The 22,612-nt window shown below is 69.8% G+C and carries 19 protein-coding genes; 7 read left to right on the forward strand and 12 right to left on the reverse strand.

Features of this window, described 5'->3' with window-relative positions:
• Positions 1-5: 5 nt before the first annotated feature.
• The 5 genes from AB0H76_RS06520 to AB0H76_RS06540 form a co-directional block, all read right to left on the reverse strand.
• Entirely contained in the window at positions 6-512 is a 507-nt protein-coding gene (locus AB0H76_RS06520) for a GNAT family N-acetyltransferase (protein WP_357318230.1), read from the reverse strand.
• A 77-nt stretch (positions 513-589) separates the two neighbouring features.
• A complete protein-coding gene (speD, locus tag AB0H76_RS06525; protein WP_357318233.1) occupies positions 590-1,792 on the reverse strand; it encodes an adenosylmethionine decarboxylase in 1,203 nt (400 codons plus the stop codon).
• 11 nt (positions 1,793-1,803) lie between these two features.
• Positions 1,804-2,904, reverse strand: coding sequence for a type III PLP-dependent enzyme (locus AB0H76_RS06530; protein WP_357318236.1), 1,101 nt, complete (start codon positions 2,902-2,904; stop codon positions 1,804-1,806).
• A 149-nt stretch (positions 2,905-3,053) separates the two neighbouring features.
• Complete coding sequence (locus AB0H76_RS06535) at positions 3,054-5,552, reverse strand: DUF3516 domain-containing protein (protein WP_357318239.1); 2,499 nt, start codon at positions 5,550-5,552, stop codon at positions 3,054-3,056.
• A gap of 53 nt (positions 5,553-5,605) precedes the next feature.
• Positions 5,606-6,541 carry a PAC2 family protein gene (locus AB0H76_RS06540; RefSeq protein ID WP_357318242.1) on the reverse strand — a complete coding sequence of 312 codons (936 nt, stop codon included), beginning with the start codon at positions 6,539-6,541 and terminating at the stop codon, positions 5,606-5,608.
• A 376-nt stretch (positions 6,542-6,917) separates the two neighbouring features.
• On the opposite strand from AB0H76_RS06540, the gene AB0H76_RS06545 reads away from it, so the two are divergent.
• Together AB0H76_RS06545 and AB0H76_RS06550 are read left to right on the forward strand one after the other, a co-directional pair.
• Positions 6,918-7,622: a sensor domain-containing protein gene (locus AB0H76_RS06545; protein ID WP_357318245.1), complete on the forward strand. Its 705-nt coding sequence runs from the start codon at positions 6,918-6,920 to the stop codon at positions 7,620-7,622.
• Positions 7,623-7,779: 157 nt separating this feature from the next.
• Complete coding sequence (locus AB0H76_RS06550; protein ID WP_357318248.1) at positions 7,780-9,015, forward strand: DUF4192 domain-containing protein; 1,236 nt, start codon at positions 7,780-7,782, stop codon at positions 9,013-9,015.
• A gap of 5 nt (positions 9,016-9,020) precedes the next feature.
• Here the strand turns inward: AB0H76_RS06550 and galE are convergent, their stop codons facing one another.
• A complete protein-coding gene (gene galE, locus AB0H76_RS06555) occupies positions 9,021-10,001 on the reverse strand; it encodes a UDP-glucose 4-epimerase GalE (protein WP_357318251.1) in 981 nt (326 codons plus the stop codon).
• A gap of 3 nt (positions 10,002-10,004) precedes the next feature.
• The gene (locus AB0H76_RS06560; RefSeq protein ID WP_357318254.1) at positions 10,005-10,691 is read right to left on the reverse strand and encodes an iron dependent repressor, metal binding and dimerization domain protein; all 687 of its coding nucleotides are present in this window, start codon (positions 10,689-10,691) and stop codon (positions 10,005-10,007) included.
• 208 nt (positions 10,692-10,899) lie between these two features.
• On the opposite strand from AB0H76_RS06560, the gene AB0H76_RS06565 reads away from it, so the two are divergent.
• From AB0H76_RS06565 to AB0H76_RS06575, 3 genes are all read left to right on the forward strand, one after another.
• The gene (locus tag AB0H76_RS06565) at positions 10,900-12,138 is read left to right on the forward strand and encodes an acetoin utilization protein AcuC (protein WP_357318257.1); all 1,239 of its coding nucleotides are present in this window, start codon (positions 10,900-10,902) and stop codon (positions 12,136-12,138) included.
• Positions 12,139-12,202: 64 nt separating this feature from the next.
• Complete coding sequence (locus tag AB0H76_RS06570; protein ID WP_357320475.1) at positions 12,203-14,893, forward strand: GNAT family N-acetyltransferase; 2,691 nt, start codon at positions 12,203-12,205, stop codon at positions 14,891-14,893.
• 57 nt (positions 14,894-14,950) lie between these two features.
• The gene (locus AB0H76_RS06575) at positions 14,951-15,244 is read left to right on the forward strand and encodes a DUF4333 domain-containing protein (RefSeq protein ID WP_357318260.1); all 294 of its coding nucleotides are present in this window, start codon (positions 14,951-14,953) and stop codon (positions 15,242-15,244) included.
• Between the two features lie 146 nt (positions 15,245-15,390).
• On the opposite strand, the gene AB0H76_RS06580 is transcribed toward AB0H76_RS06575, so the two are convergent.
• The 4 genes from AB0H76_RS06580 to AB0H76_RS06595 all read right to left on the reverse strand — a co-directional run bounded on the left by AB0H76_RS06580 (position 15,391) and on the right by AB0H76_RS06595 (position 20,420).
• Positions 15,391-16,359, reverse strand: a complete 969-nt coding sequence (locus AB0H76_RS06580; protein WP_357318262.1) for a sigma-70 family RNA polymerase sigma factor — start codon at positions 16,357-16,359, stop codon at positions 15,391-15,393.
• Positions 16,360-16,552: 193 nt separating this feature from the next.
• A complete protein-coding gene (locus AB0H76_RS06585) occupies positions 16,553-18,070 on the reverse strand; it encodes a methyltransferase (protein WP_357318265.1) in 1,518 nt (505 codons plus the stop codon).
• Positions 18,071-18,446: 376 nt separating this feature from the next.
• Positions 18,447-19,187: a VOC family protein gene (locus AB0H76_RS06590; RefSeq protein ID WP_357318268.1), complete on the reverse strand. Its 741-nt coding sequence runs from the start codon at positions 19,185-19,187 to the stop codon at positions 18,447-18,449.
• Positions 19,188-19,412: 225 nt separating this feature from the next.
• Positions 19,413-20,420 carry a helix-turn-helix domain-containing protein gene (locus AB0H76_RS06595; RefSeq protein WP_357318270.1) on the reverse strand — a complete coding sequence of 336 codons (1,008 nt, stop codon included), beginning with the start codon at positions 20,418-20,420 and terminating at the stop codon, positions 19,413-19,415.
• A gap of 89 nt (positions 20,421-20,509) precedes the next feature.
• Here AB0H76_RS06595 and AB0H76_RS06600 point away from each other — a divergent pair, with 89 nt between their 5' ends.
• Entirely contained in the window at positions 20,510-21,823 is a 1,314-nt protein-coding gene (locus tag AB0H76_RS06600) for an MFS transporter (RefSeq protein ID WP_357318272.1), read from the forward strand.
• A gap of 14 nt (positions 21,824-21,837) precedes the next feature.
• On the opposite strand, the gene AB0H76_RS06605 is transcribed toward AB0H76_RS06600, so the two are convergent.
• Positions 21,838-22,194: a DUF3099 domain-containing protein gene (locus AB0H76_RS06605; protein ID WP_357320478.1), complete on the reverse strand. Its 357-nt coding sequence runs from the start codon at positions 22,192-22,194 to the stop codon at positions 21,838-21,840.
• A gap of 134 nt (positions 22,195-22,328) precedes the next feature.
• Between AB0H76_RS06605 and AB0H76_RS06610 the strand changes: the two genes are divergently transcribed.
• Positions 22,329-22,565, forward strand: coding sequence for a DUF3039 domain-containing protein (locus tag AB0H76_RS06610; protein ID WP_357318274.1), 237 nt, complete (start codon positions 22,329-22,331; stop codon positions 22,563-22,565).
• Positions 22,566-22,612: the final 47 nt, after the last annotated feature.

Consider the following 22,612-nt stretch of genomic DNA (forward strand, 5'->3'; position numbering starts at 1 on the left):
CGCCGCTATCGGGTATCGAGGTCGATCCAGTACCGGCGTGCGGGCCCGAACTCGGTAGCGCGGATCTCCTCGAGGACACCGCCCTGGCATTCGATGGTTCTCGCCGAGGCGGCGTTCTCCGCCGCGCAGACGATCAACACGCGAGCCAGCCCCGCGGCGCGCGCCTCGTCGAGCATCCGCCCCAGCGCCCAGGTGGCCACACCCCGCCGCCGCGCCGACGGGCGTATCCCGTAACCGATATGTCCGGCTTCCCGCACGAGCTCGGAGTAGCTGTGCCGCAACGCTATCCCGCCGAGCACCTGCTCACCCTCGATGATCCACCGATAGGTGCAGCGATCCGGACCCGAGGAGGACCGCAACCGAGCGACCCACGCGGCGAATCCGTCCGGCGAGTCGACCTCGTCGTCGTGCAGCAGCCCGAAGCCGTCCTCGTGGGCGCCGGGGCCCCACTCGCGATGCGCTTGCAGCCAGGCCGCGTGCCGGTGTGCCTCGGGGGCGATCAACTCGGGCATGCTGCGACGATATCCGGCCGAGCGCGAAAACTCAGGGCCCGCACGGACTTCCGTGCGGGCCCTGCGTCGAATACGTCTTACTTGCGCAGCGCGTACGGTTCGATCGACCCGCGCAGCAGCGCCCGCGCGTCGAGGGTCTCCGGACGGTAGGGCAGGGTGGCCAGGCGCGCGGTCATCTGCGCGACCGGATCCTCGACCGGCTTGGCGACGCCGAACAGGAAGGTCCACTCGTGCTCGTCGCTGGCGTAGGGCACCACCGTGTCGAAGAGCTTGTGGAAACGATCCCAGGAACGCTTCAGTGTCTCGTTGCGCCACATCGTCTGACAGCCGGCCTGCGCGGCGAGCACGCCGCCCTCGGCCAGCAGCGACTTACAGCGCAGCAGGAACTCGTCCTCGTAGAGGCGATTGTGCTGTGCGTCCTCGACCCGCTCGTCCGGCAGATCGATGATGATCATGTCGTAGCGCGTGCCCGCCGCCTCGGCCTTGGCCAGGAAATCCCAGCCGTCGGCGTAGTGCATCTTGATCGGGCCGTCCTGGGCGACCGCCGCGGCCAGATCGGCCTCGGTGTAGCCGTAGGGCAGGTGCTTCGCGCACAGCTCGACCTCGAGCTGATCGATGTCGACGTGGTCGACCAGCGACGCACCGGCCGCCGCCGACATCTGCGAGGCGACACCCTCACCGGAACCGATGATCAGCACCTTGTCCAGCTTCTCGGCCAGCACATACCCCGGCACGAGCATGGCCTCGTGGTAGGTGAGCTGGGAGAACTCGGTGGACTGGCGGTCCTCGTCGGAGAACAGGCTGACGCCCTGATCGGTCTTGGCGATCACCATGTGCTGGTACGGCGTATTGGTGTCGACGATGACCTCGTCGAGATCCCAGATCCGGGTCAGGCCTTCGCCGACCGGCTCGTGGATCTTCTCGGCGCCGTGGCCACGCTGGATGACCTGCATCCGAACGTCGCGGGGCTCGAGTTTGTCGCGCAGTAGCTCGACAGCCTTCGTCGCGCCCGCACCGATGCTGCCGCAGGTGAAGACGTCGACGAAAATGTCGCCGGACTCCGGATAAGTGTGAATCGAGGCGTGAGACTCCGACAACAGCGCGAGGACGGTCACCCCCTGCGGATCGAACTTCTTGTGTACGACATCGCAGATGGTGACGCCCGCCGCGATCAGTGACTCACGCAACGCCGATTCGAGTCGTTCGAGATCGTCGCACAGGTCTGTGTCGACACCACCGAACTCGGCCAGCACGTGCCAGCCGGTGAAATCCGCCGTCATGATAGGCAAACTCACTCTCGCTCAGCGCCCGAGACATGAACGGTCAAGGGCGGAAAACCATTGAAGGACACCGACGAGTAACTCGCGGTATAGGCGCCGGTATGCAGGATCTGGATGAGATCACCGGCTCGCAACGTGGTCGGCAAAAGGACCTTTGTGCGTTGATACAGTACATCGTCGCCGTCGCAGGTCGGACCGGCGACTACCGCTTCGTCGACGGGATCGCCGTCACGTTCGGTGACGAACCGGTAGGCGATGTACTCGTTCTCCGTCTCGGCCATGCCGTTGTAGCGGCCGATGTCGAGATACACCCAGCGCCGGCCATCCGGCGCGATTCGAATGCCGATCACCTCGGCATGGATGGTGCCCGCGTTGCCGACCAGGGCGCGGCCGGGTTCGACCACGACCTCGGCGCCGGCAGGCAGGAACTCGGCGACCGCGGTGTTCACCACTGTCGCGATCTCGCCGAGTTCGGGGGCGGCGGTGGCGTAGGCGATCGGCAAGCCGCCGCCGATGTTCACCGAGCGAACCTCGACGTCCTTGTCTGCCAACGCGTTCGCAATCTCCCCGGCCTGCTCGATGCCGATCCGCCAGGCTCTCGGGTCGGTCTGCTGCGAGCCGACGTGGAAGTACGGGCCCGCCACGATCAGCCCGAGATCACGCGCGCGCACCAGCAGCCGGGCCGCCTCGGCCGGCGCGCAGCCGAACTTGGTGCCGAACGGTGTGGTCGAGGCGGGCGTCGAGGCCAGGAACCGGCACTCGACCTCGGTACCCGGCGCGTGCTCGGCGATGCGCAGCAGGTCGTCCTCGGTGTCGAAGGCGTAGCGGCGCACCCCCAGCGCGTAGGCGCGGGCGATATCAGCGGCCTTCTTGATGGGGTTGCCGTAGCACATGACGGCCGGATCGACCCCCTGCGCGAGACCCAGTTCGATTTCGCCGAGCGAGGCGACATCGAACTCGGCGCCCTCCTCGTTCAGGAGCCGGATGATCTCCGGCACCGGACTCGCCTTGACGGCGAAGCGAATTCGCGCCGCGGGAAGTGCGGCTCGCAATGCGCGATAGTTCGCGCGGACCCGGTTCAGCTCGATCACGAGACGGGGCGACTCGAGCACGTTTCGATCGGCCAATCTAAGGGAACTCTTTTCGATCAGGCGCAGGTGAGCGGCGTGTAGGCAACAGTCCGCGACAATACACGCGCAGGGCTCGGAAAAACGAACCGGACGCGGGTCGTCCGCGTCACGCCGCGCGTGCCGCGCGGCGCTCAGCCCGCCGCGACCGTGAGCTCGTCGAAGACCACTTCGCCCGCGGCGTCGGACTCGGCCAGATCGACGATCGCCTCCAGTGCCCAGCCGTGATCACCGGCGGGATCGTCGAGGGTCTGGCGGATGTGCCAGAAGCCGGGGCGGGTCTCGACCTGGAACAGCTGCGGACCACGAGCGTCGGGCCCGGTGCCGATGCGCTCGTACTCGTCGAAGTAGGGCTCGAACTCCGCGGCCCAGTCCGGTCCGGCGCCCATCGCGTCCAGATCGTTCCAGCGGCGCAGCGCGGCCAGTTCGACCCGGCGGAACATGGCGTTGCGGACCATCACCCGGAACGCGCGGACATTGGCGCTGATCGGGCGGATCGACTCCGCGCCGAAGGCGACCTGCTCGGTGTCGGTCTCCGCACCGGGGCTGGTGAGCTGCTCCCATTCGTCGAGCAGGCTGGAATCCACCTGGCGCACCAGCTCGCCCAGCCACTCGGTGATGTCGTCGAGTTCCTCGGTGCGGGCGGCGTCGGGCACGGTGCGGCGCAGCGCGCGGTAGGCGTCGGCGAGATAGCGCAGCACCACGCCTTCCGAGCGCGCCAGCTCGTAGTGCGAGATCAGTTCGGCGAAGGTCATCGAACGCTCGATCATGTCGCGCACCACCGACTTCGGTGACGGCGCGAACTCCGAGACCCACGGGTGCCCGGCGCGATAGGTCTCATAGGCCGGGTCGATCAGCTCCGCGAGCGGCTTCGGCCAGGTCACCTCTTCGAGCAACTCCATGCGCTCGTCGTATTCGATGCCGTCGGCCTTCATCTCCGCGATCGCCTCGCCGCGTGCCTTGTGCTGCTGGGCCATCAGCAGCTGCCGCGGATCCTCGAGCGTCGACTCGATGAGGGAGATCACTTCGAGGGTGTAGCCGGGCGCGTCCTTGTCCAGCAGTTCGAAGGCGGCCAGCGCGAAGGGCGACAGCGGCTGATCGAGAGCGAAATCACGTTGCAGGTCGACGGTGAGCCGGGCTCGGCGGCCCTGCGCGTCGGGCTCCGGAAGCTGTTGCACCACACCCGCATCGCGCAGCGCGCGATACAGCTGCACCGCGCGCAGAATGTGCTTGCGCTGAGCCGGACGGGGCTCGTGATTGTCCTCGAGCAGGTGCCGCATCGCGTCGAAACAGTTGCCGGGGCGGGCGATCACGTTGAGCAGCATCGCGTTGGTGACGCTGAAACGCGAGACCATCGGCTCGGGCTGCGCGGTGACGAGCCGGTCGAAGGTCTCCTCGCTCCAGGAGACGAAACCGGCCGGCGGTTTCTGCCGCTGCACCCGCTTCTGCTTCGCCGGATCGTTGCCCGCCTTGGCCATCCGCTTGGTGTTCTCCACCTCGTGCTCGGGGGCCTGCACCACGACGGTGCCCATGGTGTCGTAGCCGGCGCGGCCCGCGCGCCCGGAGATCTGATGGAACTCACGGGCTTTGAGGCGGCGGGTGCGGACGCCGTCGTACTTCGTCAAACCGGTCAGCAGCACCGTGCGGATCGGCACATTGATGCCGACGCCGAGCGTGTCGGTGCCGCAGACGACCTTGAGCAGGCCCTCCTGGGCCAAGCGCTCCACCAGGCGACGGTATTTGGGCAGCATGCCCGCGTGATGCACGCCGATGCCGTGCCGGATCAGGCGCGAGAGGGTCTTGCCGAAACCGGAGGCGAACCGGAATTCACCGAGCGCCGTGGCGATCGCGTCCTTTTCGGCCCGCGAGGCGAAGTTGACGCTGGTCAGCGCCTGCGCGCGTTCCAGCGCGGCGGCCTGGGTGAAATGCACGACGTACACGGGGGACTGGTTGGTGGTGACCAGGTCTTCCAGTGTCTCGGTGATGGGCGTGCGCGCGTAGGAAAAGCTCAGCGGCACCGGACGTTCGGTGCCCGCCACGATCGCGGTCGGATTGCCGGTGCGGCGCTCGAGATCCTCGGCGAAGAAGTCGACCTCGCCCAAAGTGGCGGACATGAGCAGGAATTGGGCGTTGGGCAACTCGATCAGCGGAACCTGCCAGGCCCAGCCGCGATCGGGGTCGGAGTAGAAGTGGAACTCGTCCATCACGACCTGGCCGACATCGGCGGCCGCGCCCTCGCGCAGCGCCAGATTCGCCAGGATCTCGGCGGTGGCGCAGATGATCGGCGCGTCGGCGTTGACGGCGGCGTCGCCGGTGACCATGCCGACCTTGTCGGCGCCGAACACCTCGCACAGCGCGAAGAACTTCTCGCTGACCAGCGCCTTGATCGGCGCGGTGTAGTAGGTGCGCAGGCCGCGGGTCAACGCGAACAGATGCGCGCCGACCGCGACCAGGGATTTGCCGGAGCCGGTCGGAGTGGCCAGGATCACGTTGGACCCCGAGGCCAGCTCCATGATCGCCTCGTCCTGCGCCGGATACAGCGGGGTGCCCTTCTCGGCCGCCCACAGCGCGAACGATTCGTAGAGCGCGTCGGCGTCGGTCCCCGGTATCTCGAGCAGTTCGGTCAGATCCACTCGTTCCACCCTACGGGCCACCCGGTGGGTGGCCCGATCAGGGACGGACGGAACTACTTCGACGTGTCGCCGTCGTACCCGCCCTGTTCGGCAAGGAACTTCTCGAACTCGGCGCCCAGTTCGTCACCGCTGGGCAATTCCTCGTCACTGGCCAGCAGCGAGGTCTGCTGCTCCTGGGCGGTGACGAAGCTGTCGTACTGCCGCTCCAGGGCGTTGACCACGGTCTCCACCTCGGAGTTGCCCGAGACGTGCTCGTTGACCTGCTCGCGCACCCGCGCCGCCGCCTCGCCGAGCGCGGCCAGCGGAATCGACAGGCCCGCGTTGTCGGCCACGTTCTCCAGCAGCGTCTGCGCCGCCTCCGGATAGGCCGTCTGTGCCAGGTAGTGCGGCACGTGCACGGAGAAACCGACCGACTCGTGCCCGTGCTGGGCCATGCGGTACTCCAGCAGCGAGGACGCGCTGCCGGGCACCTGTAATTCGCCCGGCCAGCGCTGATGATCGGAGATCAGGGTGCGATCCGAGGAATGCGCGGTGATACCCAGCGGACGGGTATGCGGGATGGCCATCGGGATGGCCGACAGGCCGATGCTGCGGCGCACGCCCAGCTGTTCGGCCAGCAAGCGCACCGCGGTGGTGAACTTCTCCCAGCGCAGATCCGGTTCGATGCCGGCCAGCAGCAGGAACGGGGTGCCGTCGGTGTCCTTGACGGCCCACAGGTTCAGCTCGGGCTCGGCGTACTCGCTGAAATGATCGGTTTTGAACGTCATCAGGGGACGCCGAGAGCGGTAATCGAGCAGCTCGTCGACGTCGAAGGAGGCGACCAGTTCGCTCTCCAGGCTTTCGCGCAGATGCGTGGTGGCCAGCCGCACCGCATGCCCGGCATCGGTGAAACCCTCCAGCCCATGCACCAGGACCGGACCCGAGCCGTCGTCGGACGACAGCTGCGGAGCGGGGAACTCCAGCTCATACATTCGCGACTCGTGCTCCATCGCGTACTCCTTCCTGCGCGGTCCGCTTTCCGGCTTTCCGAGTAGCTCGGACATCGGTGTCCTGGCGTTACCCGTTGTTGCACTGCGCGGTGCGTCAACCATGTCCATTGTCCCCTATGCGGGTGACAAGCACCGCGCACGGTAGTGGACACCGACCCGTACGTCGAGGAACAGCTGATCGGCCCGTGGCATTCCCGTGCCGCACAATTCGCCCGTTCGACGGGCGGAGAATCCGGATCTGGAACTCCAGGGGTTCCCGATCCGGCACCGGTTCATGCATTCGAAGCCGAATCGGCCGAGGATGACGGTGCGTGCGCCCGGTCCCGGTCGGCGTGGCAACGCGGGCGGACCCGGCGGGTTTGGCACAGTGGGCCGGGTGAGTGTGCCGGAGTCGTCACGCGCTCGGTGGCTGGGAGCCGCCTGGCTGAGCTCTGCGATGGTCCTCAGCGGGTGTGGGGCCACCATCAGTGGACACCCTGTCGCGGGCGAAGCGGCCACCGTGCAGGCGCACGTGGCCATCGGCCTCGAGGAGTTGCTGCCGGAGCAGGCACTGTTCCCGGCCGGATACGTGGTGGTGGTGCTGCCGCCCGAGGCCGCCGCGCAGGCCGCCGGTGATCTGAACGGGATCGCGCGCGGCTCGGCGGTGTATCCGGACGGCTGCGCGCCGCCCGAGCAGCGGTTCGGGCCGGATCAGACCGCGATCGCGGTCGGCACCGACGACGAGGCCCGGGCCACCATCACCGTCGAACTGGCCCGAACCCGGCAGCAGTTGTCCGCGCTGCGCGAACAGCTCGCGGGCTGCACCGAACTGCGGGTCAACCAGGCCGGGGCGATCACCACGGTCGCCACCCAGCTGGATCCCGCGCCGCCGGTCGACGCCGACGACTCGATCGCGTTGCGCCGCACCGTGATTCCGGATCTGGGCGGGGCCAAGCTGACCCAGTCGATGCAGACGCTGCTGGGTCAGGTGGGCGATGTGCGAATCACGGTGACCTACATGACCTTCGGCGCGCCGAAGCCGGACACGGCGGCGCTGAACGAGTTGTTCACCGCGACCGTGCTGCGGGTGCGCGAGCGCTGATCGGCGCGCGGCGGCTTGTAACACCGGCCACCGACAGATTCACGCCGGGACAGCCGCGGGAGCGGGGGTTATCCCCAATTTCCGGTTCGTCCCCAGCAGTGCCGAAAGCCCAGCTCGCCCGGCCGGCCGCGGCGGCGGCCGGGCGCATGCTCGGCCCATGACCACTTCAGCAGAACTTCCCGCCACCCTCGGGCACGGCGCCCCGAACCCGTACTGCGGCACCGGACTTCCGCGGCGGCGGGTCCGGCCCGCGCCCGCCTGCGCGGATCCCACCCCCTTCTATCGCGGCGGGGAGTGGGCGCGCTCGCCGCTGTGCATCGCCGATCCGGGCGAGCTGATCGTCGCGCTGCCGCCGATGCTCGGGTTCGTCCCGGAGCGATCGCTGGTCGTGGCCGTGCTGCGGGCCGGGCTGCCGCCCGGCTCGGGTCCGGTCATCGACGCGCTGGCCCGGTTCGATCTGGACCCGCCGGGCGGCCGCGGCGGGTTGGCCGCCCGGATCGCGCAGTGCCTGTCCCGGATCTGCGCGGCCGAGCAGGCCGAGGAGGTACTGGTGGTCGTCGTCGACGAGGGCGCCGCCCAACCCGGGCCGCCCGATCCCCGGTGCGTCGCCCGGCAGGTCGCGCTGGTCACCGCGCTCGACAAACGCCTGGCCACACACGAAATCCTGCTGGCGGGCGCCTGGGCGGTGCCGGCCATCGATACCGGCGAGCACTGGTGGCCGCTGCTGGGCGGTCCCGGCGGCGGCGTGCTGCCCGATCCGGGGAAGTCGGCGGTGGCGCTGGCGAGTGTGCTCGACGGGCGGCCGATCCACAGCTCCCGCGCGCAGCTCACCGCGGTGCTCGCGCCGGACCCCGAACTGTGCGCCCTGGTGGCAGCCGAACTCGGCGGGGCATTCGAGCGCGGCCGGGACAGATACGTCCGGGCCGTGCGGCACGGCGAGCTGGACAGCTACCACCGGGGCCTGCTGGAGCGCGTGCTGTGGGAGGTCGCGCACACCGCCGCCGGGTCGCTGCCCGAGGCGGCGGCCATCGCGGAACTGGTTGGCGCACTGCGGGAACCGCCGGTGCGCGGGGCGCTGTACGCGCTGGCCTACACCGATCACGCGGCGGCCGCGGAACGGCTGTGGGTCCGGATGGTGCGGGGCCTGACGGGCCCCGATCGCGCCGACGCCGCGGCGCTGCTGGGCTACGGCGCCTATGTGCGCGGCGACGGCCCGTTCGCGGGGATGGCCTTGGACGCGGCGCTGGAAGCCGACCCGTGCCATTGCATGGCCGGGTTGCTGGAATCGGGCCTGCGCTCGGGAATGCGGCCCGGACCGCTGCGCCGGGTAGGGCGCAGCGGTCACTCGATCGCCGCCGACCTCGGTATCGCTCTCGGACCGCTGGTCCGATGAGGCCGCTACTTCGCGCTGTGCGCCCGTGCGCCCAGCGACTGGGTGAACTTCCAAGCGTCGCCGACGATTTCGTCGAGATCGTTGTGCTCCGGGCGCCAGCCGAGCTCGGCGACCGCGCGGTCACTGGAGGCGATGAGCACCGCCGGGTCGCCGGCCCGGCGTGGCGCGTCGACGGCGGTGATCGGCAGCCCGGTGACGCGTTCGCACGCCGAGATCACCTCGCGCACCGAGAAACCGGTGCCGCTGCCCAGGTTGCAGATGCGGTGCGTACCGGGCTCGGCGGCGCCCAGCGCCAGCAGGTGTGCCTGGGCGAGATCGCGGATATGGATGTAGTCACGGACCGCGGTGCCGTCGTGGGTGGGCCAGTCGGTGCCGAAGACCGCGATGGACTCGCGGTGGCCGAGCGCGACCTGCAGCACCAGCGGGATCAGGTGGGTCTCCACCACCCGGTTCTCACCGAGCCCGCCGTAGGCGCCGGCGACGTTGAAGTAGCGCAGGCTGGTCGCGGCCAGGCCGTGCGCGACCGCGTAGGAGGTGATGGCGTGGTCGATGGCCAGCTTGGAGGCGCCGTAGGGGTTGGTCGGCCGGGCCGGTGCGTCCTCGGTGATCGGCACCTGCTCCGGCTCGCCGTACACCGCCGCGGTGGAGGAGAACACCAGCCGCCCGGTGCCGGTCTCGCGCATCGCCTCCAGCAGTTGCAGCGTCTTCACGACATTGCCCTGCCAGTACTTCTCCGGCTTCAGCACCGATTCACCGACCAGCGACTGCGCCGCGAAATGCAGGACGCCGTCGAAGGATTCGGCCCGCAGCAACCCGGTGCCGGCCTCGGCGATGTCACCCTCGACGAAGCGGGCGCCCTCGGGCACACCCTCGGCGTTACCGGTGCTCAGATCGTCGACCACGACCACCTCGTGGCCCTGTTCGAGCAGCACCTGCGCGCAGACGCCACCCACGTATCCGGCTCCGCCGGTCACCAGAAGTTTCACCGGTCAGACCAGCTTCACCTGGACGGCGTGGGCCATCTCGTCGGAGAGTTCGAACCCGGCGTGGCCGGGCACGGTGATGACCACCGAGCCGGGCTTGGTCTCGACCGTGACGCGGGCATCGGGCACCACACCCGCCTCGCGCAACTGGCTGATCACCTCCGGATCGGTCTGGATGTGCTCGGCGAGCCGGCGCACCACCACCGCGTGGCCCTGCCCGTGCGGCAGATCCGACAGGCGTACCAGCGTCTCCTCCGAGGCCGGGGGCGCGGTGATGCCCAGTTCGTCCAGGCCGGGGATCGGGTTGCCGTAGGGCGAGGTGGTGGGGTGGTTGAGCACCTCCACCAGGCGGCGCTCGACGTCCTCGCTCATCACGTGCTCCCAGCGACAGGCCTCGGCGTGGACGTTCTCCCAGTCCAGGCCGATGATGTCGACGAGCAGCCGCTCGGCGAGGCGATGCTTGCGCATGACCGCGATCGCCATGCCGCGGCCCTTGTCGGTCAGTTCGAGATGGCGGTCACCGGCGACCAGCAGCAAACCGTCGCGCTCCATTCGCGCGACGGTCTGGCTCACCGTCGGACCACTCTGCTCGAGGCGCTCGGCGATGCGGGCGCGCAGGGGCACCACGCCCTCCTCCTCGAGGTCGTAAATGGTACGGAGGTACATCTCCGTGGTGTCGACAAGATCCTTCACCTGTTAACCCCTTCGTCGGCACGAATTCTACCCACGCACGGCAACCGCATCGTGGCCGCGTCACGTGGTGTGCCGCTGTCACGATGCGATGCCGGGTTTGTGGGAATCGGCTTCGGCGCACGGCGTCTGGCCGTGTTCGCACTTGCTCTCTTTCTACTGCATAGCAACGTCGCACGGGTGTCCCAGCTTCCCGCGTACCGTGGCGATTATGGCCACACCCGTCACTCGGGCATCGGGAACCGTTGTCTGGACCGAGAAGTTCCTGGACTATGCCTGGACGCCCGAGCACCCTATGAAACCGGCGCGCCTGAAGTTCACCATGGCGCTGGCCGAAAGTCTGGGATTGCTCGAAGGTGTCGAGCCGGTCCGCCCGAACCCCGCCGCGCCCGCGGATCTACTGCGCGTGCACACCCCCGCCTATATAGAGGCCGTCGAGCAGGCGGTGCAGCCGCCCGGCGCGCCGCTCGCCCCGCCGCACGGGCTCGGGTCGCCCGACAATCCGGTGTTCCCGCGGATGCATCAGGCGGCCTCGGTGATCGTCGGCGGCACGCTGGCCGCGGCCCAGGCCATCGCCGAGGGCCGGACCCGGCGCGCGGTGAGCATCGGCGGCGGCATGCACCACGCGATGCCGGACGCGGCCTCGGGCTTCTGTATCTACAACGACGCCGCCATCGCGATCTCGTGGCTACTGGATCACGGCTTCGACCGCATCGCCTACCTCGATGTGGACGTGCACCACGGCGACGGCGTGCAGCGGGCCTTCTACGGCGACCCGCGGGTGCTGACCTTCTCCATCCACCAGCATCCGGCGACGCTGTGGCCGAACACCGGCTGGCCGGAGGAGACGGGAATGGGCGCGGCCGAGGGCACCGCGATCAATCTCGCGATGCTGCCCGGGGCCCGGGATGCGCAGTGGCTGCGCGGGTTCCACGCGGTGGCGGACGGCGCGCTCGCGGCGTTCCGGCCGCAGATCGTGGTCAGTCAGTGCGGTGTCGACACCCACCGCGAGGACCCGCTCGCGGACCTGGATCTCACCGTGGACGGTCAGCGGGCGGCGTTCCTGGCCATGCGCGAGCTGGCCGACCGCTATGCCGAAGGCCGGTGGCTGGCCGTCGGCGGCGGGGGATACGGCCTGGTCCGGGTGGTGCCGCGGTCCTGGACACATCTGCTGGCCGCCGCGCTGGACCGTGAGATCGCCCCGGAGACCGCGATCCCGCAGGACTGGATCGACCGGGTCCGCGCCGAAGCGCCCGCCGCCGACCCGCCGCGCACCATGGGCGATGGGGGCGATGTCACATACCTGCCATGGGACGGGCCGGGTGGCACGGGGGAAACTGGAGACGCGCACCTCGACCGCGCCCAGCGCGCCGTGGACACGGCCGTATTGGCCACGCGCCGGGCCACTTTCGGGTTGCTCGGCCTGGATCCGGAGGACCCTCGTGACTGAGCCGACCCCGTACCCGGATACGCCCGGCACCCCCGCGGTGCCGCCGCCTCCGCCGCAGCACTGGATGGCCGACGTGCTCGCCGCCGACGGGGGCGTGGTGCGGCTGCGGCCGGTGGTCCCCGACGACGCCGAGCGGATGCAGCAGTTCCACGCCGCGCTCTCCGACCGCACCCGCTACCTGCGCTACTTCGGCCCCTACCCGCGGATCTCGCCCAAGGATCTGTACCGCACCACCCACGTCGACTATCACGACCGCGTCGGGCTGGTGGTCGAGCTGGGCGACGCCATCATCGGGGTGGGCCGCTACGAGCTGCTGGATCGCTCCGGGCCACGCGCGGCGGAGGTCGCCTTCGTGGTCTCCGACGAGCACCAGGGGCGCGGGCTCGGCTCGATCCTGCTCGAGCACCTGGCCGGAGCCGCCGCCGAGAACAAGATCGACACGTTCGTCGCCGAGGTGCTCGCCGAGAATTCGGCGATGGTCACGGTGTTCCGGGATGCCGGCTATCAGGTCGAGCGCAGCCGCGACGGCTCGGTGCTGCACCTGGAATTCGCCATCGATCCCAGCGAAGCGCTTGTCTCGGTGCGGGATTCCCGCGAGCGCGCCTCCGAGGCGCGCAGCGTCGGCAACCTGCTCGCGCCGCGCTCGGTGGCCGTCATCGGGGCCACGGTCGGCACCCGGGTCGGCGGGGTGGCGCTGGCGAACCTGCTGTCCGGCGGGTTCCAGGGCCCGGTGTTCCCGGTGAACCCGAACCGGCAGTCGGTGCGCGGCGTGCGCGCCTACGCCACGGTGCGCGATATCCCGGACGAGGTCGACCTGGCCGTCGTCGCGGTGCCCGCCACCGCGATCGACTCGGTGCTCGACGACTGTATGGCCAAGGGCGTCAAGGGTTTGGTCGTGCTGACCGCCGGATTCGGCGAGACCGGCGCCGACGGCGTGGCCGCCGAACGCGCGCTCGTCGCCGCGGCCCGCGGGCACGGGATGCGGGTGGTCGGTCCGAGCGCGCTCGGGATCGCCAATACCGATGCCGCGGTGTCGATGAACGCCACGCTGGCCTCGGTGCTGCCCGGGCGCGGCCGGATCGGATTCTTCTGTCAGTCCGGTCCTTTGGGCGCGGCGATTCTCGGTGAGGCCGCCGGGCGCAACCTGGGGTTGTCCACCTTCGTGTCGGCGGGCAATCGTGCCGACGTCTCGGGCAACGACCTGCTGCAGTACTGGGACACCGATCCCGCCACCGAGGTGGTGCTGCTGTATCTGGAGAGCTTCGGTAATCCGCGCAAGTTCTCCAGGATCGCGCGGCGGGTGGCGCGCACCAAACCGATCGTCGCGGTGAGCAGCGGCCGGTTGGCCGCGCGCGCCCAGCCGACCGGCGATATGGACCGCTCGATCGTGCGAGATCTGTTCGCGCAGGCGGGAATCGTGCAGGTCGACTCGATCTCGGAGCTGTTCGACTGCGCCGCCCTGCTCGGTTACCAGCCGCTGCCGGCCGGCCGCCGGGTCGCGGTGATCGGCAACAGCGCCGCCCTGAACTGGCTGGCCGTCGACGCGGCCCACGGTGAAGGTCTGGAAGTGCGGCGGCCCGGGGCGATCCCGGTCCCCGGCGTGCGGCAACCCCGCCCGACCGAGCGCGCGGTGGACGAGCCGACGGTCGGCGAGCCGGTGGATCTGGGGCCGGAGGCGACACCGGGCGCGTACCTGGACGCTGTGGTCGCCGCCCTGCTGTCGGACGAGATCGACTCGGTCATCGTGATTTTCGCGCCGCCGGTGCCGCTGCCGATGGCCGGCTTCGCCGACGCCATCCGCGAAGCCGCGCTGGCCGTCCCCGACTCCGGCAAGCCGCTGCTCACCACGTTCATCGCCGAGCAGGGGATTCCGAACCTGCTGGCCGTGCGTGGGATCGGCGGTACCGCGGCGCGGGGCTCGATCCCGTCCTATCCGGATCCCGAGCGGGCCGCGCGAGCGCTGGCCCGGGTGCACCGGTATGCCCAGTGGCGCAACACGCCGGTTTCGACGGTGGTGCGGCCCGACGGGATCGACACCGAACGCGCGCGCCGGTTGATCGCCGACTGGTCGGCTGCCGGCGAGGGCCGCTGGCTGAGCGACCTGGAAGCGGTGGAACTGCTGGACTGCTACGGGATCGGCGTCGTCGAATTCCGCGAGGTGCGCAGCGCCGACGAGGCCGTGGCCGCCGCCGAGGAGCTCGGCTACCCGGTCGCGGGCAAGGCCACCGGCGAAATGTGGCGGCGCAGGCCGGATCTCAGCGGTGTGCGCTTGGATCTGTGGCGGCCGGAGGCCGTGCGCCAGGCCTACGCCCACCTGGTCGATCTGTGCGGTGATCCGGCCGTGCACATCCAGAAGATGGCCACCCCCGGGGTCGGCTGTGTCCTGCGCGTCCAGGACGACCCGTCCTTCGGCTCGGTCATCGAGTTCGGGCTGTCCGGCATGATCATCGAATTGCTCGGCGACCGCGCCTACCGAGCCCTCCCGCTGACCACCGCCGAAGCGACCGCCCTGATCGACGCCCCCCGCGCCGCGCCCTTGCTGTCGGGCACTCCCGCCAGCCCGCGCGTCGACAAGGCCGCGCTCGCCGAACTGGCCCAGCGCGTCTCGGCCATGTTCGACGATCACCCCGAAATCCGCGAACTCGCCTGCGACCCGATCCTGGCCTCACCCACCGCCGCCGCCATCCTCTACGCCCGCGTCCGAATCGGCCCGCAACCCAGCCGCTTCGACATCGGCCCGCGCCGATTGGCCTGACCGACAACACAAGCCGACGCCAAGCACCTGCCAAGCGCCGATCCCTACCGTCCAGGTATGAAACCCACCCTGGTCATCACCGTCCCCGTCTTCCTCGCCCTGCTCGCCGGCTGCACCTACACCCCGACCATCGAGGAAGCCGACTTGGAGAAGTCCGTCCAGCAAACCCTCACCGAGAAGGTCGGCCGCACCCCGGATTCCATCGACTGTCCCGGCGACCTGAAAGGCAAAGTAGGCACCACCATGCGCTGCACGCTGACCGCCGACGGAACCCAACTGGGCCTGACGGTGGAGGTCACCGGCGTGGTCGACGAGAAGGTCGAATACGAAGTCGAAGTCGACCAGGCCTGAAATTCGAGGCGGGCGGAAGAAAAAACAGGCCGACCGGTTCGCGCGAACCCGGAGGGGACAGGACGCGCGGGCACCGGTCGGCGCTTGCGAGGTGCCCCGTCGACTGGGTCACCCCGAGTGGTGTGCTGCCGGGGCAGCGGGGTGGGTCAGCTGGCGTAGGCGCGCAGGCGATCGGCCCGCTCACCCTTGCGCAGCTTGGACATCACTTCGCGTTCGATCTGGCGGACCCGCTCGCGGGACAGGCCGAACAGCTTGCCGATCTGATCGAGCGTGCGCGGCTGGCCGTCGTCGAGGCCGAAGCGCAGGCGGATGACCTGCTGTTCGCGTTCGTCCAGGGTGGCGAGCACGCTGCGCACATCGTGATGCAGCAGGCCGGCGATCACGGCGGATTCGGCCGAGGTGGCCTCGGAATCCTCGATGAAATCGCCCAGGGGGGCCTCTTCGTCGTTGCCGACCGGCATGTCCAGGCTGACCGGGTCACGGGAGTGATCGAGCAGATCGGAGATCTTCTCCACCGGGATGCCGGACTCGTTGGAGAGCTCGGTGTCGGTGGCCTCGCGACCCAGCTGCTGATGCAGCTCCCGCTTGATCCGGGCCAGCTTGTTGACCTGTTCCACCAGGTGCACAGGTAGGCGGATCGTGCGGCTCTGATCGGCCATGCCCCGGGTGATGGCCTGACGGATCCACCAGGTGGCATAGGTGGAGAACTTGAATCCCTTGGCGTAGTCGAACTTTTCCATCGCACGGATGAGCCCGAGGTTGCCTTCCTGGATCAGATCCAGCAGCGGCATGCCGCGGCCGGTGTAGCGCTTGGCGAGCGAGACCACGAGGCGCAGATTGGCTTCGAGCAGATGCGCGCGGGCGGCCTGGCCTTCGCGAACGACGATGGCCAGATCACGCTTACGGGTGGCCGACAGTCGTTTGCCGGTCTCCAGTAAATTCTGCGCGTAGAGGCCCGCCTCGATGCGCTTGGCCAGCTCGACCTCGTCGGCGGCCGTGAGGAGAGCGGTCCGGCCGATGCCGTTCAGGTACACGCGTACCAAGTCGGCGGCGGGGCTCTGGGCGTCGAGGTCGGAATCGCTGGGGCGCACACGAGTGGTGGCGGGGCTGGTCATGACTTGCCTCCTGTCGGTGGTGTCTCATCCCGATCAACGGACCCGACATAGAGAAAGTTCCCGTTTCAGCCGCCGGTAAACCGTCCTGAGCTGCGGTTTTGCCGACCTATCTCTGAGAAGTTCCTGAGAAGGATCCGTGTCCGGAACACCGCTGTTCTGATCGCGCCACCGAGGCCCGCCCGTAGCCGAATAGCTATACGGGCCGCACCAATCCGTGACGCACGAGTCCTGCCACCACGGAGAGTGCCTCACCCGCGAACTCCGGTGAAACGTCGTCGGATCCGTGGGCCAGAGCCAGCAGTTCGATCAATTCGTACAACGGCAAACCGTCGGCACGCATTCCCGCGACCAGGGAGATCGTGGCCTCATCCACCTCGTGCTGCCAGCGCGGACCGTCCCCGCGATGCAGCCGCGCGACCTGCTGATTCCAGCCGTCCGCGCCGGGCAGGTAGACCCGTTCCAGGGCGGTCGCCGGGTCGACGGCGAAGCGCGCGTTCCAGGCCAGGTCGGTATCGGCCGCGGCGGCGCGCAGCCAGGCGGAGCGCTCGAAGTACCGACTGGCCTCGTTGCCCAGCGGGTCTTCGAAGCCGTGGGTGAGGTCCTCGGCGAGCACTTCGGTGGGTCCGTCGATGGCGCGCAGATAGACGAAACCGAAACCGATACCTTCCACCTCCGCCGACCGGAAGGCGTCGAGCCACTGTTCGGCGCGGGCCTGGGCGGCCGGATCGCGAGGATCCAGGCCGGCGTCGCGCAGCCAGGTGCCGACATAGAGGGCGGGATCGGCGACATCGCGCTGCACTACCCAGGCGTCGACGCCGTGCGCGGGCAGCCAGGACGAGACCCGCTGCCGCCAGTCACCGTCGGCGGTGTGCACCCACGCGGCCAGCATGGCCGCGGTGCCGCCGGGCGCGAGCAAGCCGGGAGCCTGCGAGATCACCAGTTCGCTCGCGCCGTCCAGGGCCAGGCCGGAGTCGCGGTAGGTGTGCTCGATGCGCGCGGGCCCGACCACGAACGGCGGATTCGCGACGATCTGATCGAAGCGCCGCCCGGCCACCGGCTCGAACCAGGAACCCTCGAGCAGTTCGATATCGAGCTCGTTCAGCGCCGCGGTGGCCTGCGCCAGCCAGATCGCGCGGGCGTTCACGTCGGTCGCGGTGACGGTGTGGCCGTAGGAGGCGGCGTGCACGGCTTGCACGCCGCAGCCGGTGCCCAGATCCAGCACCGAGCCCACCGGGCGGGTCGGGGTGGCGCGCAGCAGCGACAGCGACGCGTGCCCGACGCCGAGCACGTGTTCCTCGGTGAGGGTTCGCCGGTGCATCGAATCGTCGAGATCGGACAGGATCCAGCGGTTGCCCGCGCCCGCGTCCAGTGGCCGCAGATCCAGCGCCGCGCGCACCTCGTCGCCCGCGCGCTCCAGCAGTCCCGCCGCGACGGCCTGCTCGACCCGCACCGGTGCGAGCGCGGCGCCGACCTCCCGGTCGGGCAGCGCGTCACCCAGCAGGAACAGCCGGGTCAGCGTCCCCAGTTCGCCGAGCTCGCGCGCCGCGCGCCGCACCGGCACCGGCTCCGAACGCCCCAGCGCCGCATGCACATCGGGCCCCAGCGCCGCCAACAGCGTGTCGGCGTCGTACCCGACCCGGGTCAGCGCCACCCGCAGAGCAGGGCACAGCGCGGTCAGCAGCGATTCGGTCGTCGTGGGGTTCGTAGGCACGCGGATACTCTGCCACCGCGAGCTTCGCCGAACCCCGCGCCCCCGCCCGCAGGCTTTAGTGAGCACCCCCGCCCGCACGCGCCCTCGTGCTGCCGCGCTCTCCGAACCCTGGCCCGCGGGATCAGTGCAGTTGTCGGCCTGCGGGTCACTGACGTCGCTCCGTCCCCCAGAGCGGCCTAGACAAACCTCGCGACCATGACAACCTCGCGTCCGCGCTGCCGCGCTGCCGCGCTGCCGCGCTGCCGCGCCGCCGCGCTGCCGCGCTGCCGCGCTGCCGCGCTGCCGCGCTGCCGCGCTGCCGCGCCGATCTGGTGACGGGCCGCCCGGTTCCCGGATGCCCGGTACCGCACCGGGCCGCCATGGCCCGCGCCGCCGGTCAGTGGCCGTGCGGGTCGCGGGAGGTGAGGCAGTAAGGGGCGCCGGCGGGGTCGGACATGACGATCCAGTGTGTTCGGCGTTCGACGAGGGTGGCGCCGAGGGATTGGTGCCAGGCAGCGGTGGCGGCGGTGTCGCTGCAGGCCAGGTCGATGTGGGCGGTGGTGGGGCGGTCCTCGCCGAGGCGTTGCAGCAGGAATTGGACGGGCTGGGGTTCCTTGGGGCGCAGGCGGGAGAACTCGGGCAGGCTGGCTTCGGACTGGTCCCAGCCGGTGAGGGTGGTCCAGAAGCGGGATTCGTCGTAGTAGTCGGCGGCGCCGATGTCCAGGCAGACCTGGTCCAGGCGGGACAGGGCGCCGTCGGGCCCGGCGAGCGCGGGGGCCGGGTGGCTTTTCTCCGGGCCCGCGGGGGTGAAGCAGAAGAGCTGGCCGTAGGGCGAGCGCAGGACGGCGTAGCCGGGATGGTTGGCGACGAGGTCGGCGCCCAGATCCAGGGCGTAGCGCACCGAAGACGGGATGTCCTCGACGTCGAAATCCAGGTGCACCCCGCCCAGGCCGGTGACCGCCTGCATCTTGATGCCCGCGGCGGCGAACAGCGCCGGATCGGGTAGCAGGGTGAGGAATTCACGCTCCGCGCCGCGGCGCTCGGACGGCGCGGTGCCGGTGATGGTGGACCAGAAGCCCACACACTCGTCGAAACGTGCCGCGGGACGGTCGAGGAACGCCCAGACCCACCTGATCATGTTGTCTCCTGAGTACTGCGGGACGCGGTCCGCGTCCCGTCGCAACGCGCGCCGTCCCGGCCGCGCTTGTCGTTGTCCCGGCACACAGTAGGAGGAGCCGGTGCGGCTGTCGAGCATATTCGGGAGCGTCCCGACGCGGTGTCGAACGCGCCAGATGTCTCCACGGCTCGGGTGGAATATGTTGCCGGAAAGCATAATTCGCCGGAATTGCGCGGATACCGCCGGTCAGCCCGTGGAAGCGGTTGCGAGCGGGGCTGATTGGAGGGGGCGCGCGCGAAATGTCCGCCGGTAGGCCATCGGTGCGACACCGAGCTCCCCGCGCATGTGGTGGCGCAGCGAGTGCGCGGTGCCCAGACCGGCGGCGTGGGCGACCGCGTCCACGGGCAGATCCGTGGTCTCGAGCAGGTGGCGCGCGTGCCGCAGGCGCTGTTGCAGAATCCAGGTCCCCGGCGCGAGCCCGGTCTCGGCTTTGAAGCGGCGGGTGAAGGTGCGCACGCTCATGCTGGCGTGCGCGGCCAGGGTGGCCAGGTCGAGTTCGGCGTCCAGATGGCGCAACGCCCAGGCGCGGGTGGGCGCGGTGCCATCGGAGCCGGGGTCGGGGACCTGGCGGTCGATGAACTGGGACTGCCCGCCCTCGCGCCACGGCGGCACCACGCAGTAGCGGGCGGCGCGATTGGCGATGTCGCTGCCGTGATCGGTGCGCAGGATGTGCAGGCACAGGTCGATGCCGGAGGCGAGTCCCGCGGCGGTGCAGATCCTTTCGTCGTCGGCGACGAACAGCAGGTTGTCGTCGAGCTGGACCAGTGGATACAGCGCGCGGAAGTCCTCGGCGAAGGACCAGTGGGTGGTGGCGCGACGGCCGTCGAGGTAACCGGCGGCGGCGAGCACGAACGCGCCGGTGCAGATCGAGATGATCCGGGCGTCCGGGCGGATGGTGGCCAGCGCGGCGGCGACCTCGGCGGGCAGCGTGCCCGCGTAGCGCGGGCCGGGGATCTGGGTGCCGGGAATGATCACGGTGTCGGCCAGCGCCAGCAGTTCCGGACCGTGCTGGGGAACGATGGCGAAACCGCCGGTGGAGGCGACGGGATCGGTGGACAACCCGCAGATCCGCACGTCGTAGAGCCTGGCGCCGTCGGCGGTCTGGGCCATGCCGAGCACCATCGCCGGGATGGTCAGGTCGAATCCGACGACGGGTTCGAGGGCGAGCACGGCGACCAGGTGTGGCTCGGGCATGGGATCCTCTCGAAGCCTTGGCTAGATATTTACGCATTGTGGCATTCAGGCCACTCGTTCGAAACCCCCGGATCCCGCACGCTGTTCCGGTGACCGAATTGCGTACCGCCTCCGACGCCCGAGATCCCGTGGATCCCACCGGCATTGCGCCTCGCCGCGGCCTGCATCCGGCCTGGCTGGTGGCCGGGGTGACGTTCCTGACGCTGATCGGCGCGGCCGCGTTCCGGTCGGTGCCGAGCGTGCTGATGACTCCGCTGCACGAGGAGTTCGGCTGGTCGCACGGCACCATCGGCACCGCCGTCTCGCTCAATCTGCTGCTGTTCGGCCTGATCTCACCGTTCGCGGCCGCGCTGATGGAGCGCCTCGGCATCCGCAAGGTGGTCGCGGCGGCCCTGGTGCTGGTCGCGGCCGGCAGCGGGTTGACGGTGTTCATGACCCAGTCCTGGCAGCTGGTGGCGACCTGGGGTCTGCTGGTCGGCGTCGGGACCGGATCGATGTCGATGGCGCTGGTGGCCACGGTCACCGGACGCTGGTTCGTGCGCCAGCGCGGCCTGGTCACCGGCGTGCTCACCGCGGCGGGCGCGACCGGTCAGCTGATCTTCCTGCCGCTGGTCGCCGCCGTAGCGCACGACCACGGCTGGCGGCTGCCGTCGCTGATCGTGGCCGCGACCGCGCTGGCGGTGGTGCCGTTGGTGCTGCTGTTCCTGCGAGACTTCCCGAGTGACGCCGGTGTCCTGGCCTACGGTGCGGAGCCGGGCAGCACGGTCGGCTTGCGGACCCCGCCGCACGGCGGTGCGCTGCGGGCGCTGACGGTGCTCGGGCAGATCGCGCGCCGGCCCGGATTCTGGCTGCTGGCAGGCGGATTCGCGATCTGCGGCATGTCGACCAACGGCTTGGTCGGCACGCACTTCGTCAGCGCGGCCCACGATCACGGCATGCCGCAGACCACGGCCGCGGGACTACTCGCGCTGGTCGGCATCTTCGATGTGGCCGGCACGATCTTCTCGGGCTGGCTCACCGACCGGGTCGACCCGCGCTACCTGCTGCTGGGCTACTACGCGCTGCGCGGGCTGTCGCTGCTGATCCTGCCGTCGCTGTTCGCGCCCGACACCGAGCCCAGCATGTGGGTGTTCATCATCTTCTACGGGCTGGACTGGATCGCGACGGTCCCGCCGACGGTCATGCTGTGCCGGGAGCTGTTCGGCGCCGACGGCCCGATCGCCTTCGGCTGGGTCTTCGCCTCGCATCAGGTCGGCGCGGCGATCGCCGCCACCGGCGCGGGCGTGATCCGCGATCTGCAGGGTTCCTACGATCTGGCCTGGTACGTGGCGGGCGGACTGTGCGGGATCGCGGCGATGATGTCGATCGTCATCCGCCGGCCGAAACCGGCGGTCGCGGCGTGACCAGGTAGGTCGGTTCAGTGCTCGATCGCGCGGTGCGGCCCGGCTTCCAGGGCCGCCTGCTTGCGACCGTCCCAGCGGCTGGGTTCGTCCTTGGTCCGCGGCGGGCGGTCGTTGGCGATGAGCACCGCGATCCAGGGCAGCGGGATGGAGACGCCGATGATCAGCAGGGAGATCACCCAGTTCTCCCACAGGCTGTAGGCGACCGCCGCCAGCACCAGGCAGGGGATGCGGAACGCCATGATCATCGTGTACCGGCGGACGCGCCTGCGGTGCTGATCTTCCAGCGATTCGGCCGCTTCGGTGATCAGAACCGGGTGTTTCTCGTCGTTGCCGGGAAAGAATCCCCGTGAGGCGGGTTTCGTGGAGGGCATGGAGACGTCTGGGCGAGCACCGCTGCCGATGTCGTCGGCGTCGGAGGTGTCGCCGTACTGCTGCATGACTCCGAGTGTCGCACAATCGGCGGTCGCGCTCGGCGGGCCCCGGGGAATGCGGCATCATGGAATGCGTGAGTACCGACACCATGACTCGTCCGGATACGACGACCGACGAGACGACGGCCGACGACACCCCGAAGTTCTTCCACTACGTGAAGAAGAACAAGATCGCCGAGAGTGCGGTCATGGGCAACCACGTGGTGGCTCTGTGCGGCGAGGTCTTCCCGGTGACGCGCTCGGCCAAGCCGGGCTCGCCGGTGTGCCCGGCGTGCGAGGAGATCTACAAGGGCCTGCGCAAGGGCGACTGAGCCCCCTGGTCGTCCGGTCGTGAGCACGGCCCGCCCTTCGGCGCGGT

Origin of the sequence: Nocardia sp. NPDC050712, assembly GCF_040654295.1 — a bacterium.
Taxonomy (GTDB): Bacteria; Actinomycetota; Actinomycetes; order Mycobacteriales; family Mycobacteriaceae; genus Nocardia.

What these genes read in the sequence shown, in the direction of transcription:
- AB0H76_RS06590 (WP_357318268.1), bottom strand. Translation starts at nt 19,187, where the DNA reads ATGATCAGGTGGGTCTGGGCGTTCCTCGACCGTCCCGCGGCACGTTTC.
- AB0H76_RS06595 (WP_357318270.1), bottom strand. Translation starts at nt 20,420, where the DNA reads ATGCCCGAGCCACACCTGGTCGCCGTGCTCGCCCTCGAACCCGTCGTC.
- AB0H76_RS06570 (WP_357320475.1), top strand. Translation starts at nt 12,203, where the DNA reads ATGGCCGACGTGCTCGCCGCCGACGGGGGCGTGGTGCGGCTGCGGCCG.
- AB0H76_RS06550 (WP_357318248.1), top strand. Translation starts at nt 7,780, where the DNA reads ATGACCACTTCAGCAGAACTTCCCGCCACCCTCGGGCACGGCGCCCCG.
- AB0H76_RS06575 (WP_357318260.1), top strand. Translation starts at nt 14,951, where the DNA reads ATGAAACCCACCCTGGTCATCACCGTCCCCGTCTTCCTCGCCCTGCTC.
- AB0H76_RS06540 (WP_357318242.1), bottom strand. Translation starts at nt 6,541, where the DNA reads ATGGAGCACGAGTCGCGAATGTATGAGCTGGAGTTCCCCGCTCCGCAG.
- AB0H76_RS06565 (WP_357318257.1), top strand. Translation starts at nt 10,900, where the DNA reads ATGGCCACACCCGTCACTCGGGCATCGGGAACCGTTGTCTGGACCGAG.
- AB0H76_RS06605 (WP_357320478.1), bottom strand. Translation starts at nt 22,194, where the DNA reads ATGCCCTCCACGAAACCCGCCTCACGGGGATTCTTTCCCGGCAACGAC.
- AB0H76_RS06580 (WP_357318262.1), bottom strand. Translation starts at nt 16,359, where the DNA reads ATGACCAGCCCCGCCACCACTCGTGTGCGCCCCAGCGATTCCGACCTC.
- speD (WP_357318233.1), bottom strand. Translation starts at nt 1,792, where the DNA reads ATGACGGCGGATTTCACCGGCTGGCACGTGCTGGCCGAGTTCGGTGGT.
- AB0H76_RS06520 (WP_357318230.1), bottom strand. Translation starts at nt 512, where the DNA reads ATGCCCGAGTTGATCGCCCCCGAGGCACACCGGCACGCGGCCTGGCTG.